The sequence below is a fragment of the Pseudomonas sp. fls2-241-R2A-110 genome (assembly GCF_030209165.1).
In the GTDB taxonomy this organism is placed as follows: domain Bacteria; phylum Pseudomonadota; class Gammaproteobacteria; order Pseudomonadales; family Pseudomonadaceae; genus Aquipseudomonas.
On sequence record NZ_JARVSN010000004.1, the window covers coordinates 41,474 to 59,642 of the forward strand.

The 18,169-nt window shown below is 59.5% G+C and carries 14 protein-coding genes; 6 read left to right on the forward strand and 8 right to left on the reverse strand.

The window, feature by feature from the left end; genetic code table 11:
* The first annotated feature begins 42 nt into the window (after positions 1 to 42).
* On the forward strand, positions 43 to 825 hold the full coding sequence (locus QRN31_RS02300) for a class I SAM-dependent methyltransferase (protein ID WP_502942435.1): 783 nt from the start codon (positions 43 to 45) through the stop codon (positions 823 to 825).
* 103 nt (positions 826 to 928) lie between these two features.
* On the opposite strand, the gene QRN31_RS02305 is transcribed toward QRN31_RS02300, so the two are convergent.
* A complete protein-coding gene (locus QRN31_RS02305) occupies positions 929 to 1,576 on the reverse strand; it encodes a TetR/AcrR family transcriptional regulator (protein ID WP_285429952.1) in 648 nt (215 codons plus the stop codon).
* Between the two features lie 93 nt (positions 1,577 to 1,669).
* On the opposite strand from QRN31_RS02305, the gene QRN31_RS02310 reads away from it, so the two are divergent.
* The 3 genes from QRN31_RS02310 (at position 1,670) to QRN31_RS02320 (ending at position 7,285) form a co-directional block, all read left to right on the forward strand.
* Positions 1,670 to 2,770 (forward strand): efflux RND transporter periplasmic adaptor subunit, encoded by a 1,101-nt coding sequence (locus QRN31_RS02310; RefSeq protein ID WP_285429953.1) that lies wholly within the window; start codon positions 1,670 to 1,672, stop codon positions 2,768 to 2,770.
* Positions 2,771 to 2,776: 6 nt separating this feature from the next.
* Positions 2,777 to 5,842 carry an efflux RND transporter permease subunit gene (locus QRN31_RS02315; RefSeq protein WP_285429954.1) on the forward strand — a complete coding sequence of 1,022 codons (3,066 nt, stop codon included), beginning with the start codon at positions 2,777 to 2,779 and terminating at the stop codon, positions 5,840 to 5,842.
* Between the two features lie 96 nt (positions 5,843 to 5,938).
* On the forward strand, positions 5,939 to 7,285 hold the full coding sequence (locus QRN31_RS02320; RefSeq protein ID WP_285429969.1) for a Fic family protein: 1,347 nt from the start codon (positions 5,939 to 5,941) through the stop codon (positions 7,283 to 7,285).
* 44 nt (positions 7,286 to 7,329) lie between these two features.
* Here QRN31_RS02320 and QRN31_RS02325 read toward each other — a convergent pair whose 3' ends face one another.
* The 3 genes from QRN31_RS02325 to plsB form a co-directional block, all read right to left on the reverse strand.
* A complete protein-coding gene (locus QRN31_RS02325) occupies positions 7,330 to 8,019 on the reverse strand; it encodes a DUF4197 domain-containing protein (protein ID WP_285429955.1) in 690 nt (229 codons plus the stop codon).
* A gap of 53 nt (positions 8,020 to 8,072) precedes the next feature.
* Positions 8,073 to 8,702 (reverse strand): hypothetical protein, encoded by a 630-nt coding sequence (locus QRN31_RS02330; protein WP_285429956.1) that lies wholly within the window; start codon positions 8,700 to 8,702, stop codon positions 8,073 to 8,075.
* A gap of 112 nt (positions 8,703 to 8,814) precedes the next feature.
* On the reverse strand, positions 8,815 to 11,298 hold the full coding sequence (gene plsB / locus QRN31_RS02335; protein ID WP_285429958.1) for a glycerol-3-phosphate 1-O-acyltransferase PlsB: 2,484 nt from the start codon (positions 11,296 to 11,298) through the stop codon (positions 8,815 to 8,817).
* A gap of 165 nt (positions 11,299 to 11,463) precedes the next feature.
* Here plsB and QRN31_RS02340 point away from each other — a divergent pair, with 165 nt between their 5' ends.
* Positions 11,464 to 11,673, forward strand: a complete 210-nt coding sequence (locus QRN31_RS02340) for a cold-shock protein (RefSeq protein WP_008146705.1) — start codon at positions 11,464 to 11,466, stop codon at positions 11,671 to 11,673.
* 123 nt (positions 11,674 to 11,796) lie between these two features.
* On the opposite strand, the gene QRN31_RS02345 is transcribed toward QRN31_RS02340, so the two are convergent.
* The 4 genes from QRN31_RS02345 to QRN31_RS02360 all read right to left on the reverse strand — a co-directional run bounded on the left by QRN31_RS02345 (position 11,797) and on the right by QRN31_RS02360 (position 17,021).
* The gene (locus QRN31_RS02345) at positions 11,797 to 12,174 is read right to left on the reverse strand and encodes a hypothetical protein (RefSeq protein ID WP_285429959.1); all 378 of its coding nucleotides are present in this window, start codon (positions 12,172 to 12,174) and stop codon (positions 11,797 to 11,799) included.
* Between the two features lie 75 nt (positions 12,175 to 12,249).
* Positions 12,250 to 13,059: a putative RNA methyltransferase gene (locus tag QRN31_RS02350; RefSeq protein ID WP_285429960.1), complete on the reverse strand. Its 810-nt coding sequence runs from the start codon at positions 13,057 to 13,059 to the stop codon at positions 12,250 to 12,252.
* Entirely contained in the window at positions 13,059 to 14,210 is a 1,152-nt protein-coding gene (gene dapE / locus QRN31_RS02355; RefSeq protein ID WP_285429962.1) for a succinyl-diaminopimelate desuccinylase, read from the reverse strand. The genes QRN31_RS02350 and dapE overlap by 1 nt, the downstream gene beginning before the upstream one ends.
* Before the next feature lie 219 nt (positions 14,211 to 14,429).
* Entirely contained in the window at positions 14,430 to 17,021 is a 2,592-nt protein-coding gene (locus tag QRN31_RS02360; RefSeq protein WP_285429964.1) for a glycosyltransferase, read from the reverse strand.
* 213 nt (positions 17,022 to 17,234) lie between these two features.
* Between QRN31_RS02360 and tcdA the strand changes: the two genes are divergently transcribed.
* On the forward strand, positions 17,235 to 18,050 hold the full coding sequence (tcdA, locus tag QRN31_RS02365) for a tRNA cyclic N6-threonylcarbamoyladenosine(37) synthase TcdA (protein WP_502942436.1): 816 nt from the start codon (positions 17,235 to 17,237) through the stop codon (positions 18,048 to 18,050).
* The last annotated feature ends 119 nt before the right edge of the window (positions 18,051 to 18,169 follow it).

Genomic DNA, 18,169 nt, shown 5'->3' on the forward strand with positions numbered 1-18,169 from the left:
GGCCGTTTTTGCCGATCATTAATTTTTTGAGCGTGTTTTCCCATGATTGAGCAACCTGCGGCCTGCCGCATCCATGTCGAGGCCTCGGCCCCGGCATTTCAGCCACAAGCCGAGCAATGGGCTGAACGCCTGGGCCTGCCTTTGCAAGTGGATGACGGCGAGTTTGCCTTGCAGGTGGGCGAGCAGGGATTGCAGCTGCAACAGCTCGGGCCGGACGCGCCGGGGCCGGTGCGGGTGGACTTCGTCGAAGGGGGGGCCGCGCATCGGCGGTTGTTCGGTGGGGGCACCGGGCAGATGATCGCCAAGGCGGTTGGCATCGCGCAGGGCGTGCGTCCACGCGTACTGGATGCCACGGCAGGGCTGGCCAAGGATGCGTTTGTGCTGGCGAGTCTGGGCTGCGAGATGAGCCTGATCGAGCGCCAGCCGCTGATTGGTGCGTTGCTGGAAGACGGTCTGGCCCGTGGCGCGGAAGATTTCGACGTGGCACCGATTGTGGCGCGAATGAAGTTGCTCAAGGGCAATTCGATCGAGGTGATGCGCAATTGGGAAGGGGAGCCGCCCCAGGTGATCTACCTCGACCCGATGTTTCCGCACCGTGAGAAAACGGCGTTGGTGAAGAAGGAAATGCGCCTGTTCCGGCCATTGGTGGGTGATGACCCGGATGCACCGGCATTGCTGGAAGCTGCGTTGGCGCTGGCCAGCCATCGGGTGGTGGTCAAGCGTCCGCGCAAGGCACCGTGCATTGAGGGGCCGAAACCGAGCCATGCGCTGGATGGCAAATCCAGCCGGTACGACATTTACCCCAAGAAAGCGCTCAAGCCTTAAGACCGCGTCGCCCCCATCGCGAGCAAGCTCACTCCCACAGGACTGCCGAGAACCCTGTGGGAGCGAGCTTGCTCGCGATGGGGCCTGATCAGACTACAAAAAACTATCTAGCTGACTCAGGTCGATAAGCCCGCATAAACAACCCCACCACTTCCCGCACATGTTCCTCGGCCGCATCCCCGGTCAACCGCTCGCCGCAGCCATACAACAAGCGGAAATTCGCCGCGCCCTTGAGCAGGCAGAAGAAGTGCTCGGCCGCATTGCGCGGTTTATCGATGCGCAATGCGCCGCTCTGATCAACCTTGGTCAGTAACCGCTCCATGCCATGCAGCATGCGCTGAGGCCCGGCTTCGAAAAAGATCAGCGAGAGTTTCGGGTCCTGACTGCCCAGGGCCATCATCAGCCGATGCAGGTTCACCGATTCATCGCTGTTGATCAGCTGATCAAAACCGCGCGCGATATTCAACAGCACCGTTTCCACGGCGATGCCATCCGGCAATTCGAAAAACAGCGTGGGAAGCTGCTCTTCGCACTTGGCCATCACGGCGGCGGAGAACAACGTCTCCTTGTCGTTGAAATGGCTGTAGACCGTCAGTTTGGATACGCCGGCCTCCGCCGCCACGGCGTCCATGCTGGTATTGGCGTAACCCTTGCTCAGAAACAAAGTTTTCGCCGCGTTGAGGATGGCCTGGCGTTTGGCCAGATCCTTGGGGCGGCCCGGACCGTTGGGTGCTGAAAGATTGTTCGACATTCTTCGCTTTAATACTGGACTGGTGAGTTTGCTATTAATAACATACTGGCAAGTATAATTATTCCAAGCACCATTAGCGAAAGGTCCTTCACCATGTTCCGCTATGCCTTGCCCCTCGCGTTGCCAGTCGCTCTGGCGTTTTTATTGTCTGCGTGTGGCCATGAAGAGGCGCCTCAAGTCACCGTTCGCCCGGCCATGGTGGTACAGCCAGAGCCTTCGGCCCAGGCAATGGAAAGCTATCCGGGTGAAGTGCGGGCTCGTTACGAGCCGGACCTGGCGTTTCGCATTGGCGGCAAAGTCAGCCGACGACTGGTCGAAGAGGGGCAGCGGGTTAAGGCCGACCAGCCTTTGGCAGAACTCGATCCGCAGGACGTACGCCTGCAACTGGAAGCCACCCGTGCCCAGGTTGCGGCCGCCGAGGCCAACCTGAACCTGGTGCGCGCCGAGCGTGATCGCTACAAAACGCTGATGGACCGCCAGATGGTCAGTCGCTCGCAGTACGACAATGCCGAGAACCTTTACCGATCCGGTGAAGCGCGTCTCAAGCAAATCAAAGCCGAATTCAACGTGTCGACCAATCAGGCCAGTTACGCGGTGTTGCGTGCGCCTCAGGATGGCGTGGTGGCCAAGCGCGCGGTGGAAGTCGGGCAAGTGGTGGCCGCCGGGCAAACCGTGTTTACCCTCGCAACCGATGGCGAGCGTGACGTGTTGATCAGCCTGCCGGAGCAGAGCTTTGGTCGCTTCAAGGTCGGCCAGCCGGTATCGGTTGAACTCTGGACCCAGCCCGATCAGCGTTTCGCCGGGCGCATCCGTGAACTGTCGCCAGCCGCCGACCCGAAATCGCGCACCTTCGCCGCGCGTATCGCCTTCACTGCCGGTAAGGTCCCCGCCGAACTGGGCCAGAGTGCCCGGGTGTTTATCCAGACTGCCGAGGCGGTGTCGCTGTCGGTCCCGCTGTCGGCCGTCACCGCAGAAAACGGTGCGACCTACGTCTGGGTGCTCGGCGCCAACAATACCCTGAAAAAAGCCCCGGTCCGGGTCGGCGCATTCGGTGAGAAAACCGTGCCGGTCCTTGAAGGCCTGAACGCCAGTGATTGGGTGGTGGCCGCCGGTGTTCATGTGCTTCATGACGGGCAGCAAGTGCGCCCGGTGGATCGCTCCAACCGCGTGGTCAAACTGGCGGACAAGGAGTAATCCCCGATGGGTTTCAATCTTTCCGAATGGGCGCTGCGTAATCGCCAGATCGTACTGTTCCTGATGCTCCTGCTGGCGGTCGTTGGCGCACTTTCCTACACCAAGCTCGGCCAAAGCGAAGACCCGCCGTTCACCTTCAAAGCCATGGTCATTCGGACCAACTGGCCGGGCGCCACCGCGCAAGAGGTCTCGCGGCAGGTTACCGAGCGCATTGAAAAGAAACTGATGGAAACCGGTGAGTACGAACGCATTGTCTCGTTCTCCCGTCCGGGCGAGTCCCAGGTCACCTTCGTTGCTCGCGATTCCATGCACTCGGTGGAAATACCGGATCTCTGGTATCAGGTTCGCAAGAAGATCAGCGACATTCGCCAGACCTTGCCGCCCGGTATTCAAGGGCCGTTTTTCAACGATGAGTTCGGCACCACGTTCGGCAATATCTATGCGCTGACCGGCGACGGCTTTGATTACGCGGTGCTAAAGGATTACGCCGACCGCATCCAGATCCAGCTGCAACGGGTCAAGGATGTCGGCAAGGTCGACTTGCTCGGTTTGCAGGACGAGAAGATCTGGATCGAGCTTTCCAACGTCAAGCTCGCGACCCTCGGATTGCCATTGGCTGCGGTGCAGAAAGCGCTCGAAGAGCAGAATGCGATGTCCACGGCCGGGTTCTTTGAAACCACCAGTGAGCGATTGCAGCTACGGGTTTCGGGGAATTTTCAGACAGTCGACGAGATCAAGAACTTCCCGATCCGCGTAGGCGATCGTACCTTCCGTATTTCCGATGTCGCCGACGTGCGTCGCGGGTTCAACGATCCGCCGGCACCGCGCATGCGCTTCATGGCGGAAAACGCCATTGGTCTGGCCGTGGCGATGAAGGATGGCGGCGATATTCTGGTGCTGGGCAAGGCGCTGGAAATCGAGTTCGACCGTATCCAGCAAAACCTCCCGGCCGGCATGCAGCTACGCAAGGTGTCCGATCAGCCCGCCGCGGTGAAAACCGGGGTTGGCGAGTTCGTTCAGGTGCTGGTCGAAGCCCTGGCGATTGTGTTGCTGGTGAGCTTTTTCTCACTCGGTGTGCGCACCGGCATGGTGGTGGCGCTGGCGATTCCGCTGGTGTTGGCGATGACCTTCGCCTGCATGTATTACCTGGGTATTGGCCTGCACAAAATATCCCTCGGCGCGTTGGTGCTGGCGTTGGGCTTGCTGGTGGACGATGCGATCATCGCCGTGGAAATGATGGCGATCAAAATGGAACAGGGCTTCGACCGCATCAAGGCGGCCAGTTATGCCTGGACCAGCACCGCGTTCCCGATGCTCACCGGCACGCTGATCACCGCCGCCGGGTTCTTGCCGATTGCCACCGCGCAATCGGGCACCGGCGAATACACCCGGTCGATCTTTCAGGTGGTGACCATCGCGCTATTGGCTTCGTGGATTGCCGCAGTGGTTTTCGTGCCGTACCTGGGGGAAAAACTCCTGCCGGATCTGGCAAAGATTCATGCCGCCAAACATGGCACCGATCAACCCGATCCGTACGGCACGCCGTTCTATCAGCGTGTCAGGCGCCTGGTGGAGTGGTGCGTGCGCCGGCGTAAAACAGTGATTGTCCTGACCGTGGTGATGTTTATCGCGTCGGTAGTGCTGTTCCGTTTTGTGCCGCAACAGTTTTTCCCGGCCTCGGGCCGACTGGAATTGATGGTCGATCTGAAACTCGCGGAAGGCGCGTCACTGAGCAACACCGCCGACGAAGTTAAACGCCTTGAAGGCTTGTTGAAGGATCACGCCGGCATCGACAACTACGTGGCCTACGTCGGCACCGGATCGCCGCGCTTTTACTTGCCGCTGGATCAGCAACTGCCGGCGGCGAGCTTCGCCCAGTTTGTGGTCCTGGCCAAGACCATCGAGGAACGCGAAACCCTGCGCACCTGGCTGATTGAAACCCTCAATGAACAATTCCCGGCCCTGCGTTCACGGGTCACGCGTCTTGAAAACGGCCCGCCGGTTGGCTATCCGGTGCAGTTTCGGGTGACCGGCGAACACATCGAAGAAGTGCGCGCATTGGCCCGTAAAGTCGCGGCCAAGGTTCGTGAAAATCCGCACGTGGCCAACGTCCATCTGGACTGGGAAGAACCGAGCAAAGTTGTTTACCTGAACGTTGATCAAGACCGCGCCCGGGCGCTGGGCGTGAGTACGGCGAATCTGTCGAAGTTCCTGCAAAGCTCCCTCACCGGTTCCAGCGTCAGCCAGTACCGCGAAGACAACGAATTGATTGAGATTCTGTTGCGCGGCACCGTGCATGAACGCACCGAGCTGTCCTTGCTGCCAAGCCTGGCGGTGCCGACCGAGAATGGCCGCAGCGTGGCGCTGTCGCAGATTGCGACCCTTGAATACGGTTTCGAGGAAGGCATCATCTGGCACCGAAATCGCCTGCCGAACGTGACCGTTCGCGCCGACATCTATGGCAAGGAACAACCGGCGACCCTGGTGCAACAAATCCTGCCGACTCTCGAACCGGTGCGTGCTGAACTACCCGACGGCTACTTGCTGGAAGTCGGCGGCACGGTGGAAGACTCTGCCCGCGGGCAGAACTCGGTGAAGGCCGGCGTGCCGTTGTTTATCGTGGTGGTGCTGACCTTGCTGATGCTGCAACTGCGCAGTTTCTCACGCACCGTGATGGTGTTTCTGACAGCGCCGCTGGGCTTGATCGGCGTAACGTTGTTCCTGATGGTGTTTCGTCAGCCCTTCGGTTTCGTGGCGATGCTTGGGACCATCGCCTTGTCCGGCATGATCATGCGCAACTCGGTGATTCTGGTGGACCAGATCGAGCAGGACATCGCGGCCGGGCTCAAGCCGTGGCAGGCGATCATCGAAGCCACGGTGCGGCGCTTCCGGCCTATTGTGCTGACGGCACTCGCGGCGGTGCTGGCGATGATCCCATTGTCGCGCAGCGTGTTCTTCGGGCCGATGGCGGTGGCGATCATGGGCGGGTTGATTGTGGCGACAGCGCTGACGTTGCTGTTTTTGCCGGCGTTGTATGCGGCCTGGTTCAGGGTCAAGAAAGAGCCGGTCTGATTTCCTACGATAATCTCGGACCTCTCTGATATTGAGTCAGCGAGGCCTGAGTGCTGTACTCAAGACTCGGTTTTATGAGTATTTGAGACATCAATGATGAAAAAGCCACCCGTGCTGACAGGGAGGTCGGACCGGGTATTCGATCTATTGGCACAGACACCCCATAGGGAGCGCCTCTGTGACTACCTCGCCTTGCTCAAACCGCTGGATGATCAGGGACGGTATCTTCCATTCGACGAGTTACGCTACCGCTGGGCGCCAGGAATGGATTCGGGCCTGTGCTGGGCGCTGGTGAAGAAGGCCCGGACTGCACAGTATTCAAGCCTTCTTCCACTTGGCGAGCCAGTGCAGTGGGGCACCTTTGTGCTGACGCCCTTGGCGCAAAAAACCATTTCGGCCGTCGACCGACAAGCCACCACGGCTTCGCTGGAGTACATGACCAGCCAGATTGGTGAGCATGCGCATTTCAGTTATCTGCTCAACGATTTGATCGAAGACGAAGCCATCAGCAGCAGTCAGCTTGAAGGCGCGGCAACCACCACACGGGTGGCCAAGGACATGCTTAAGCGCAAACGCCTGCCGCGCACTCCAGATGAGCGAATGGTCGTAGGCAACTTCAAAATGATGAACTTCGCATGGGAAAAGCGCTACGAGCCGTTAAGTGCTGAGCTGATGACGGCAATGCACCGGGTCGGTGTCGAGGGTATCGACGATGCGCAGTACTCGCCGGGGGCGTTCAGAAACAATGACGATGTGGTCGTGCAGGACGGCGAGGGCAACACCGTTCATACGCCGCCGCCTGCGGCTGGGCTGGAGACGCGATTACAAGTGTTGGCGGACTGGCTCAACCAGTCGCACGACGATCCCGAGCGCGAGGGCTACGTTCATCCTTTGATCAAAGGCATCGCACTGCATTTCGCTCTGGGTTATGAGCATCCTTTTCGTGATGGCAACGGCCGAGTCGCGCGTGCGCTGTTCTACTGGTTCATGTTCAAGAATGATTTTTCGGCGTTTCGCTACATCGCGATCAGCATTTTGCTACGTAATGCGCCGGTGAAGTATGGCCGGTCTTATCTCAATACCGAGGCTGATGATTTAGACCTGACGTATTTCATCGACTTTCAGTGTTCAGTGATTCTGCGCGCTGTCAGTGGTTTTACTGAGGCTTATCGGAAAAGTCTGGCGTATACGGAGCTTTTTGATCGCTGGCTGACCGAATCCGGATTTTTCGATCGTTTGACCGAAAAGCAGCGCGCTATTTACCACGTAGCCAAGAGCGGGATGGCGAAGGAGTTTACGGCCTTCAACGTGAAGGAAAACCTGGACTGTTCGTACGGCGCCGCGTCAGCCACGTTAAACGGGCTGGTTGAGTTGAACGTGTTTGAGAAAAGGAAGATGGGACGCGAGTGGGTTTTCTTTCTACGGGCTGCATTGACGACCTGATTTCTGTGAGAACAGGCTCGTTCCCACAGGATCAGGTTTGAAGACTACAGCGTACCAAACACCTTCTTCGCCAAACTCGTCGCCGCAGCAGCCGGGTTCTCTCGGATGGTTTGTTCCTGTTTGCCGATCATCTTGAACAAACCGTTCAATGCCTGCTCGGTCACGTAGCCCTCGATATTGGCGTTCTTGGTATCCAGCACGCCCATGGTCGCTGCCTGGCCGGCAAACGTGTTGTATTGCTTGGCCAGGCCAACCTGGTCGGTGGCTTGCTTCACGATCGGCAGGAATTTCAGGCGGATCTGTTCACGGCTGGTCTTGCTCAGGTACTGAGTTGCTGAGTCGTTGCCACCACTGAGAATGCCTTTGGCGTCCTCGACGCTCATTTTCTTGACCGCGTCCACCAGGATTGGCTGCGCCTGGGTCACAGCAGTTTCAGCCGCTTTGTTCATGCTGGTTTCAAGCTCAGTGACCTGATCGCCCATGCCGAACTGCTTCATTTTGCTGGCGACTTTACCCAGTTTGCCTGGCAGTTCGATTTTCACGTCCGGGTTGTTGCTGAAGCCGCCCGGTGTGCCTAGTTGTTTGACGGCCAGTTGCGCGCCTTGGGTCAGGGCATCCTTGAGGCCGCCGGTGGCGTCTTTTTGCGACAGGTCAGCAAGCGACAGCGCCAGCGCGCTGGCGGAGATCATCAAGCCTGCGCAGAGGCCGGCAAAGCGAAGGGTAGGGCGGAGCATGGCAGCTTCCTTGTACGAAAGAGGAAATTAGCGGACGGCATCGATGCGAATTATCAGTGCTCACGGGTCGCTGCCGTCAAGCTGTAAGGCATGGAGGGTTTTAATACCACGGCGCGAGGGTAGACCTCGATCGTATTGAAATAGTGGTTTTCAATGCCGGTCAGGGTATAGCGTTTACCAGGGATGACGGTGTCCGGATCGTATTCCAGATAAAGCGCCTCAGCCATCTTTTCGCTGATGTGTATTCGGATCAGTTGCGCATTCGTGTCGTCGTGCTCATGCGCCACGATGGTCACCGCTTGTTCAGGCTTAACTTCCTGTGGCGTTTGCGCCTGAATGTAGAGGCGCCCGACAGGACTCAGATGCACGGTTTGTCGGTGCGGCGCAGCATGGACGATCACAAAGTAGTCCAGGTCAATCAACAGCGGAATACCGTTGTGAGTCATGTTTACTGTAATAAGGTATTTAACGCTGATATCGAAATACTTATGTGCAAAAGAAAAATTCCAACGTCCACTGCGCAAGGCGGGAATGCTTGATGTTGCCACACTGATGGGGGGCTTGGTGTTTGCGGTATAGACGCTTATCCGGGTTTCGCCTTCGCCACCTTCAGGGGGGAAATAGTCATCGGGTAAACTAAACGTCAGCGTGACATATTGATCGGTGTTTTGTGCAGTGTTCATCGCGATGTCCTTATCGTGATTGTTTGAGCGGGGCTGTATTAGTTCATATCTGCACAACTAAAAGAACAAGGTTGTTCTTTTAGTTGTTGTCTGGAAGTGACAGGCAGATTAACTAAGCCTGATCCGCCGCATCTTCACTGCGGTGTAGCGCCACTTGACGGATCGACAATCGAATCTCGGCTGGCAGCACCCGTTTGGCCACCCCTTCAGCCAGCTCACCCAGCAGTTCGTGATAGCTCAATTTGCCGGATTCGTCGCGCTTGAGCACATCGAGGTCCAGCATCGTTTGAATGAAGTGTCTGAACAGGCTCTTGTCGAAGAATTCCGGGGCGTTCAAGCCATGCAGGATCGACAGGCGCTGGGCCATGACGGTGCACAGGTCTTCCAGTTCTTCGGCGCTGATACTGTTCTGACCGCTGTTGAGCAACAGCGAAACCGTCATGTAGAAACGCTGTAAGGTCTGGGCGATGCTTTTCGACAGCAAGGTCAGCAACACGAAATGTCGCGAGCTTGGCGCCGGACGCAGGTAGACGTCATTCTCGAAACGCAGCAGGCCTTGTTCGACGAACGCTTCCAGCCATTGATCGATTACGCCATCCAGTTCTTCCAGCGACCAACGAATGAACAGTTCCGATTGCAGGTACGGATACAGCGCGCGGGCGTAGCGCAGGATTTGCTCGCGGCTCATGCGCGACGCACTCTGGAAGAAACTCGCCAGTAGCGACGGCAGAGCGAAGATGTGCAGCACGTTGTTGCGGTAGTACGTCATGAGGACGGCGTTCTGCTCGCCCAGGTACAGGATTTTGCCCAGGGCATCACTCTGTTCCGACAGCAGGTCCATGTCCTTCACATGCTCGATCAGCGCGCGACCGTCACCTTCCGGCAACGTGGTGTGCGGCGAGTAAGGGACTTTGCGCAATAGCGCCAGATACAGGTCGAGCACCCGCGCCATGGCGCGATCATCCAGCGCCAGGCGGCTGGTGGACAGCAAGGCCAGCGCCACGAGGTTGACCGGGTTGATCGCCGCCGCTTCGTTCAGGTGCTGCGCGACTTTGTCGCCGAGGCGGTTGGTGGTTTCGTTGAGCCACGCCGGTTTGAACTGCGGACCCAGTTCCTGTTGGCGCCAGTCCGGCTGTTCGCTGTCGAGGAATTCCGCCAGTTTTATCGGCTCGCCGAAGTTCACCGCCACTTGGCCGAAGCGCTGCTTGAGAGCGCCAATGACTTTGAAGATGTCGAAGATCGATTCTTTCTTCTTGGTCGCCCCGCGTAGTTCGCCGAGGTAAGTCCGGCCTTCGAGTACTCGTTCGTAGCCGATGTACACCGGAATGAACACGATCGGCATGCGCGATGAACGCAGGAAGCTGCGCAGGGTGATCGCCAGCATCCCGGTTTTCGGTTGCAGCATGCGCCCGGTCCGCGAACGGCCGCCCTCGACGAAATATTCGACCGGGAAACCCTTGGTGAACAAGGTGTGCAGGTATTCGTTGAACACCGAGGTGTACAGCGGATTGCCCTTGAACGTGCGGCGCATGAAGAACGCACCGCCACGGCGCAGCAGGCTGCCGATCACCGGCATGTTGAGGTTGATCCCGGCGGCGACGTGCGGTGGGGTCAGGCCGTTGCGGAACAGCAGGTACGAGAGCAGCAAGTAGTCGATGTGGCTGCGGTGGCACGGCACGTAGATCACTTCGTGACCTTGGGCGACGTTCTGCACGCCTTCGATGTGGTTGACCTTGATGCCGTCGTAGATCTTGTTCCAGAACCAGCTCAGCACCACTTCCAGGAAGCGGATCGCGGTGTAGGTGTAGTCCGAGGCGATCTCGTTGCCGTAGCGCAAGGCCTGGGCTTTGGCCTTTTCCGGGGAGATGTTTTCGCGCTCGGCTTCGTCGAGGATCGCCTGTTTGACCAACGGTTGGTTGAGCAGGCCTTTGACCAGGTTGCGACGGTGGGAAATGTCCGGGCCGATCACTGCAGCTTTGAGGTTGCGGAAGTGGACCCGCAGGATTCGCTGGGCCATGCGCACGGTGCGCTCGTGGCCTTTGTTGTGATCGATCAGCTCACGCAGGTTAATCGGTGCGGAGAACTGCACGCGGGTCTTGCGCCCCAGGACGATGATGCTCAGCAATCGACGCAGGCGTCCGGTCACCGCCCAGCTGTCGGCGAACAGCAGTTTCCACGGGCTTGATTCGCTGTCCGGCGATTGGCCCCAGAACACGCTGACCGGAATGATCTGTGCGTCTTCGGCAGCGTTCTGGCTCAGGGCGCTGACCAGTCGAGTCAAGGTTGGCGGCGCGCCGCGTTTGTCCTGACGGCCGAGCCAGTCGGGCTCCGGGGTCAGGTAAAAGAACGCGGCGGGCTCCACCAGGTTGCCCACCGAGACCGGCAGTACCGGGCGAGGCAGGCCTGCCTTGGTGCATTCGGTGTCGACCACGGCCAGGTCGGTCAGCGAAGGGTTTTGCAGAACGTAGAACACCGGACGGCTGCGGTCGAGGTTGAGGGTGAACGACGACTGATTGATCGTCTCCGAGCGAACCCAGAGGTACAACAGTCGGCGCAGGGTGCCAAACACAAGACGGCGGAACGGGGAGCGGGTCATACGGCTTCTGCTTGAGTGAGTAAAACCGAGCAATTGCTCGGGCGGCCGATAGTGTGCCGTATTCGCTTAAAATCGGCAAAAAAGCGGCTAAGTAAACTTGAGTTGAGAGTTTTGGCGGCTGTCATATACTCGGCCGTTCAAAATAAAAACAAGGGGGGTACTGATATGGCAACGCGCGAAACCGGCAATGTGAAGTGGTTCAACGACGCCAAGGGCTACGGGTTTATTCAGCGCGAGGACGGGGTGGACGTGTTCGTGCATTACCGCGCGATCCGCGGTGAGGGGCATCGCTCGCTGGCTGAAGGTCAGCAGGTTGAATACGGCGTGGTGACCGGCGAGAAGGGCTTGCAGGCTGAGGATGTTGTGGGGCTGTAAACCTATTAAGGATCGTTCCCACGCTCTGCGTGGGAATGCAGCCCGGGACGCTCTGCGTCCCAGAAGTGGACGCAGAGCGCCCGTTGAGGCATTCCCACGCAGAGCGTGGGAACGATCAGTGTCTCAAGTGGTTTTCCAGGTGATTTCTTCTTCGCCGTCGGCGCTGATGCGCATCCAGCGGTCCGCCGTTTCTTCACCTTCTTCCTCGATCCACGTCCCCGGCGCGCAGCGCACTTCAACGTTCAGAGCGGCAAAGGCTGCGCGGGCACAGGCGATGTCGTCGTCCCACGGCGTTTGATCGCTTTCCAGGTACAGGCTGTTCCATTTGCCTACCGCCTTGGGCAGCCAGGTGACGGGTACGTTGCCAGCCTTGCACTTGTAAGTCTGACCTTTCTGGACCCAGTCGGTGCACGGGCCCAACGCTTGGCCGAGCCAGGCCGCGATGGCCTTGTAGTCGACGTCGGCGTCTTTCAGGTAAATCTCGATATCGGGTTGGCGCATGGATGTCCTCACTGCGGTCTTGAAAAATCCATTCGCGGATTTAGCCGGCCTCGAGCGTTTGCTCGACACCAAAAATTATTGAAGTACGAAATAATCGTAGCGCATCGAAACAGTGACCTCGAACGGCTCGGCCTGTTCGATTACCGCCGCCCGGCGTTCGGCACTGGCGCGCCAGCCGTGAGGCGTCATGGCCAACAGGTTCGCCCGGTCCTGACCCTCTTCCAGCGTCAGTTTGAACTCCAGGGTTTCGCTGTGCTGCAACGTCATGCCTTCGGGCACCAGGGCCAGGTGCTTGTCGTCGGTGTACTCGCGGACTTCGTCGTAAAGCCGCTCGCGCAACTCCATCAGATGACCGCTGGTGGGCCCGACTTTCATCAAGCCGCCGCCCGGGCTGAGCAAGCGCTTGGCTTCTTCCCAATCCAAAGGGCTGAAGACGCTGGCCAGGAACTGGCAACTGCCGGACGCCAACGGCACCCGCGCCATGCTGGCGATCAACCAGGTCAGTTGCGGATTGCGCTTGCAGGCGCGTTTGACTGCTTCCCGAGAGATGTCCAGCGCGTAACCGTCAGCGTTGGGCAAGGCGTCGGCGATTTGCGCGGTGTAGTAACCCTCGCCACAACCGATGTCGAGCCAGCGCTGCGGCGCGTACTGCGCCGCCAGTTCCGCCAGACGCTTGGCCACCGGCGCGTAATGGCCGGCGTTCAAGAAGTCGCGGCGCGCTTCGACCATCGCCAGGTTATCCCCAGGGTCGCGGCTGTTTTTGTGCTGCACCGGCAACAGGTTCAGGTAACCCTGGCGCGCACGGTCGAAACGATGCCCGGCGGGGCAGGCCACGCCGTTGTCCACCGCGTTCAGCGGTTCGCTGCAGATCGGGCAGGCGAGCATCAGGCGAGCAACTTGATCAGGGTCTGGTAATAGATTTCGGTCAGCACATCGAGGTCGGTGGCCAGTACACGTTCGTTGACCTGGTGAATCGTCGCGTTGACCGGGCCCAGTTCAACCACCTGTGTGCCCATGGTCGCGATGAAGCGACCGTCGGAGGTGCCACCGCTGGTGGACGCCTTGGTTTCGCGACCGGTGACGTCCTTGATGCTCGAGGCCACGGCATCGAGCAGCGCGCCCGGCTCGGTCAGGAACGGCAGGCCGGACAGCGCCCAGTCGATATGCCAGTCCAGGCCATGCTTGTCGAGGATGTCGGCAACGCGCTTTTGCAGGCCTTCAACAGTGGATTCGGTGGAGAAGCGGAAGTTGAACACCGCCACCAGATCGCCCGGGATGACGTTGGTCGCGCCGGTGCCGGAGTTGACGTTGGAGATCTGGAAACTGGTCGGCGGGAAGAAATCGTTGCCGTGGTCCCAGTGCTCGGCAGCCAGTTCGGCCAGCGCCGGAGCTGACAGGTGGATCGGGTTCTTGGCGAGGTGCGGATAGGCCACGTGACCTTGCACGCCGCGTACGGTCAGCTTGGCGCCGAGGGAGCCACGACGGCCGTTCTTGACCACATCGCCCACCAGCGTGGTGCTCGACGGTTCGCCGACGATGCACCAGTCCAGACGTTCCTTGCGCGCCGCCAGGCGTTCGACCACAGCCTTGGTGCCGTGGTGCGCCGGGCCTTCTTCGTCGCTGGTGATCAGGAATGCGACCTTGCCCTTGTGGTCCGGGTAGTCGGCGACAAAGCGCTCGGCTGCCACGGTCATCGACGCCAGACTGCCTTTCATGTCTGCGGCGCCACGGCCGCAGAGCATGCCGTGTTCATCGATCAGCGCGTTGAACGGGTCGATCTGCCAAGCGGTCACGGGGCCGGTCGGCACCACGTCGGTGTGACCGGCGAAGCACAGCACCGGGCCGTCGTGTTTGCCGTGGGTCGCCCAGAAGTTATCCACATCTTCGATGCGCATCGGTTCCAGTTTGAAACCGGCATCGCCCAGGCGCTGCATCATCTGCTTCTGGCAATCGGCGTCGACCGGGGTCACGGACGGACGGCGGATCAGGTCGATGGCGAGTTGAAGGGTCGGCGAAAGGTCGGCGTGGGCCGTCATGGAAAACTCCGGAGATCATGAATGTGGGCGCGGACTAATGTGGGAGCCAGCCTGCTGGCGATGGCGGTGTGGCAGTCAACATAAACTGTGATTGTTACATTGCCATCGCCAGCAGGCTGGCTCCCACAGGGATGGAGATCACGCCAAGCCCTGCAAAATGGCGGTTATCTTAAAGCAAAACGGCGGCCATTGGCCGCCGTTTAGTGCATCTGCAAAGATTTAGACCGCTGGCGCCGTCTCTGTTTCGACCACCGGTTTGGGCAGCGAAGACAGGAACGCCATGATCAGCGCCGCCAGGTACGGCAGTGATTGCACCAGCAACATGGTCACCCAGAAACGCATGTCGTTGCTCGGCAACCCGTTCACCAGGAAGATCCCCAGCGCCGCGCCCCACAACAGCAGCATGATGAATACTTCTTCACGCGCTTCCGAAATCGCCACCCAAAAGCCGTGGTTATCGGCGTTTTTCGGTGTGCGGAAGAACGGAATGCTGCTGGTGAAGAAACCGTACAGCACCGCTTTGGCGATGGTGTGCGACAACGCCAGCCCGGCCAGTGCCGCGCAGAACGCATCCTTGAGGTTGACCCCGACCGCGCGACGGTAGAGGAAGATGATCTTGCCGACCTTGAACACGAACAGCGCCAATGGCGGGATCGCGAAAATCAGCAACGGCGGATCGACCCGCTGCGGCACGATGATCATCGCCGCCGACCACAACAACGCGCCGACAGTGAAGAAGATGTTCATGCCGTCCGCGACCCACGGCAACCAGCCCGCGAGGAAGTGGTAACGCTGGCCACGGGTCAGCTCGGTGCCCTTGCCGCGCAGCAAGCTGGCGGTGTGACGCTTGATGATCTGAATCGCACCATAGGCCCAGCGGAAACGCTGTTTCTTGAAGTCGATAAAGGTATCGGGCATCAGGCCCTTGCCGTAACTGGTGTGGTAATACGCCGCCGACAGGCCTTTCTCGAACACGCGCAGGCCCAACTCGGCATCTTCACAGATGCACCAGTCAGCCCAGCCGAGTTCTTCGAGCACCGAGCGCCGGGTCATGGTCATGGTGCCGTGCTGGATGATCGCGTCACGGTCGTTGCGGGTGACCATGCCGATGTGGAAGAAGCCTTTGTATTCCGCGTAGCAAAGCTTCTTGAAGGTGCTTTCGTTCTGGTCGCGATAATCCTGTGGCGACTGCACCACGGCGATTTTCGGGTCGGCGAAGTGCGGCACCATGTGCTTGAGCCAGTTCGGGTCGACGCAGTAGTCCGAGTCGATCACCGCGATGACTTCGGCATCCTTGGCGGTGTGCGGAATCAGGTAATTGAGCGCGCCGCCCTTGAAACCGGCCAGCGGTGCAACGTGGAAGAACTTGAAGCGCGGGCCGAGGGTTTCGCAGTAATCGCGAACAGGTTCCCAGACCGCCGGGTCCTTGGTGTTGTTGTCGATGATCAGGACTTCGAAGTCCGGATAGTCGAGATTGGCCAGGGCGTTGAGGGTCTGTTTGACCATCTCCGGCGGTTCGTTGTAGCACGGCACGTGGATCGAGACTTTCGGTCGGTAGTCCGACTCGCCGACCACCGGCAGGAATTCGCGCCGACGCTTGTGCGTCCAGACCGCTTCGGCCAGTTCATGCGCCTCGGTCAGCAGAACGATAAAGACCCCGAGTGCGCCGAGGGCGAGCAGGAAACCCACCGTCAGGCTGAACCAGGTGCTGTATTGCTGGCTGTAGTCGTAACCGATCCACACCAATACCGAACCGCAAAGGAACGCGATAAAGGTCAGGAAAGTGCGACCGCGTTGACGCAGGGCCGAGCCGTCAATCATCAGCAACGTCAGGGACAGCAAGGCCAGCACCGCCGAACCGATGGCCAGCACGCGCCATTGCGGGATCGCGACCACCGGGCCTTCGAAGTTGAATTTCTGCTGGCGGGCAGCGTTGAACACGCCCCAGTAAGCGCCCACAGAACCTTCGTCGCTGGCTTTCCACGGCTGGTCAAACGCTTCGATCACGAAGTAGTTGAAGCCCTGGCGATTGAGTTTGTTGACCAATGTGCGCAGGTAGATCGCCTGATCTGCCGGGCTCGCATCGGTGCCGCCACGCATGCGGCCGTTGCTCGGCCAGCCAACCTCCGAGAGCAGCAGCGGCTTTTTCGGGAACATTTTTTTCAGGTCGCGGGCGCGGTCGAGGACGAATTGGCCGGCCTTGTCCACCGGGATGAATTCCCAGTAGGGCAGTATGTGGGCGGCGATCAGGTCGACGTGCTTGGCCAGTTCCGGGTGTTCTTCCCAGACGTGCCACTGCTCGGACGTGGTCACCGGCACCTTCACGGCTGCGCGGACGCGATCGAGGATCACGCTCAGGTCCTTGGCGGTGATTTCCTTACGGAAGATCGCCTCGTTACCGACCACCACGCGAACCACGCTGCGGGACGAGTTGGCAATTTCGATGGCGCGGGTGATCTCGCGTTCGTTGCGTTCCTGGTCCGGACTGATCCAGATCCCCAGCGTTACCCGCAAACCGAACTCTTCGGCCAGTTTGGGAATGTCTTGCAGGGTGCCGTCGACCGAGTAAGTACGGATGTTGTCCGTCAGCTTGCTCATGATCTCCAGGTCACGACGCATTTCATCGTCGCTAGGGTATTGGTCTTTCTGTGGGTACTGGCCTTGTTGAAACGGCGAGTACGAAAAACCGGAGATCTGTTCGGGCCAGTTGGGGGCGGTGACCGGGCGGTTGATCAGCGCCCAGAAGCCGGTAAACAAGGCTGCGATGGCGAGCACCACGACCAGGTTGAGTCCAAATTTACGCGATGACATAGCTATTTCAGGTTCCAAAGGCAGTGGAACGAAGGAACGGTCGGCTGTCGGCCAAGGGGCGCGCATCCTACACCGTGCTTTCACTTACCGTACAGCAGGCAGGGAAAAGCCTGACATTGGGCAATTGGGTTTCACATAAGTTCTTACACTTCTAGCCGGAAGGTGAAAAGTTCTCGCGCGGTGGGCCTATAATGCGCGCCGGTTTTTGGGGTAATGGTCATGAGTACAGAAGATCCGCGGTTTGCCGGCATCGCCCGCTTGTATGGCATCGAGGGCCTTGAGCGCCTGCGCGCCGCCCATGTGGCGATTGTCGGCGTCGGTGGCGTCGGTTCCTGGGCGGCGGAAGCCGTTGCGCGGTGTGGCGTTGGCGAGATTTCGCTGTTTGACCTGGACGACGTTTGCGTCAGCAACGCCAACCGCCAGCTGCACGCGCTGGACAGCACCGTCGGCAAGCCCAAGGTCGAGGTGATGGCCGAACGCCTGCGCGGGATCAATCCGGACTGCACGGTGCACGCGGTGGCGGATTTCGTCACCCGCGAGACCATGGCCGAGTACATCACGCCGAACATCGATTGCGTGATCGACTGCATCGACAGTGTGAATGCCAAGGCCGCGCTCATCGCCTGGTGCAAGCGCCGCAAGATTCAGATCATTACCACCGGCGGCGCCGGCGGTCAGATCGACCCGACGCTGATCCAGGTCTGCGACCTTAACCGCACGTTCAACGATCCGCTGGCCTCGAAAGTACGCTCGACGTTGCGCCGTGATTACAACTTCTCCCGCACCGTGACGCGCCATTACAGCGTGCCGTGCGTGTTTTCCACCGAACAACTGCGCTACCCGAAACCGGACGGCAGCATCTGTTTGCAGAAGAGTTTTGTCGGAGACGGCGTGAAGCTCGACTGCGCGGGCGGGTTTGGCGCAGTGATGATGGTCACGGCGACGTTTGGCATGGTCGCGGCGACCAAGGCTGTGGATAAGATTGTGGCGGGTGTGCGGCGTCCTTCGGATCGCATCAAGCCGGCTTAATCGATCGTCGATCGTTCCCACGCTCTGCGTGGGAATGCCTCAACGGACGCTCCGCGTTCGGCTGTTGAAGGGACGCGGAGCGTCCCGGGCTGCATTCCCACGCAGAGCGTGGGAACGAT

What these genes read in the sequence shown, in the direction of transcription:
- QRN31_RS02300 (WP_502942435.1), top strand. Translation starts at nt 43, where the DNA reads ATGATTGAGCAACCTGCGGCCTGCCGCATCCATGTCGAGGCCTCGGCC.
- QRN31_RS02305 (WP_285429952.1), bottom strand. Translation starts at nt 1,576, where the DNA reads ATGTCGAACAATCTTTCAGCACCCAACGGTCCGGGCCGCCCCAAGGAT.
- QRN31_RS02310 (WP_285429953.1), top strand. Translation starts at nt 1,670, where the DNA reads ATGTTCCGCTATGCCTTGCCCCTCGCGTTGCCAGTCGCTCTGGCGTTT.
- QRN31_RS02315 (WP_285429954.1), top strand. Translation starts at nt 2,777, where the DNA reads ATGGGTTTCAATCTTTCCGAATGGGCGCTGCGTAATCGCCAGATCGTA.
- QRN31_RS02320 (WP_285429969.1), top strand. Translation starts at nt 5,939, where the DNA reads ATGAAAAAGCCACCCGTGCTGACAGGGAGGTCGGACCGGGTATTCGAT.
- QRN31_RS02325 (WP_285429955.1), bottom strand. Translation starts at nt 8,019, where the DNA reads ATGCTCCGCCCTACCCTTCGCTTTGCCGGCCTCTGCGCAGGCTTGATG.
- QRN31_RS02330 (WP_285429956.1), bottom strand. Translation starts at nt 8,702, where the DNA reads ATGAACACTGCACAAAACACCGATCAATATGTCACGCTGACGTTTAGT.
- plsB (WP_285429958.1), bottom strand. Translation starts at nt 11,298, where the DNA reads ATGACCCGCTCCCCGTTCCGCCGTCTTGTGTTTGGCACCCTGCGCCGA.
- QRN31_RS02340 (WP_008146705.1), top strand. Translation starts at nt 11,464, where the DNA reads ATGGCAACGCGCGAAACCGGCAATGTGAAGTGGTTCAACGACGCCAAG.
- QRN31_RS02345 (WP_285429959.1), bottom strand. Translation starts at nt 12,174, where the DNA reads ATGCGCCAACCCGATATCGAGATTTACCTGAAAGACGCCGACGTCGAC.
- QRN31_RS02350 (WP_285429960.1), bottom strand. Translation starts at nt 13,059, where the DNA reads ATGCTCGCCTGCCCGATCTGCAGCGAACCGCTGAACGCGGTGGACAAC.
- dapE (WP_285429962.1), bottom strand. Translation starts at nt 14,210, where the DNA reads ATGACGGCCCACGCCGACCTTTCGCCGACCCTTCAACTCGCCATCGAC.
- QRN31_RS02360 (WP_285429964.1), bottom strand. Translation starts at nt 17,021, where the DNA reads ATGTCATCGCGTAAATTTGGACTCAACCTGGTCGTGGTGCTCGCCATC.
- tcdA (WP_502942436.1), top strand. Translation starts at nt 17,235, where the DNA reads ATGGTCATGAGTACAGAAGATCCGCGGTTTGCCGGCATCGCCCGCTTG.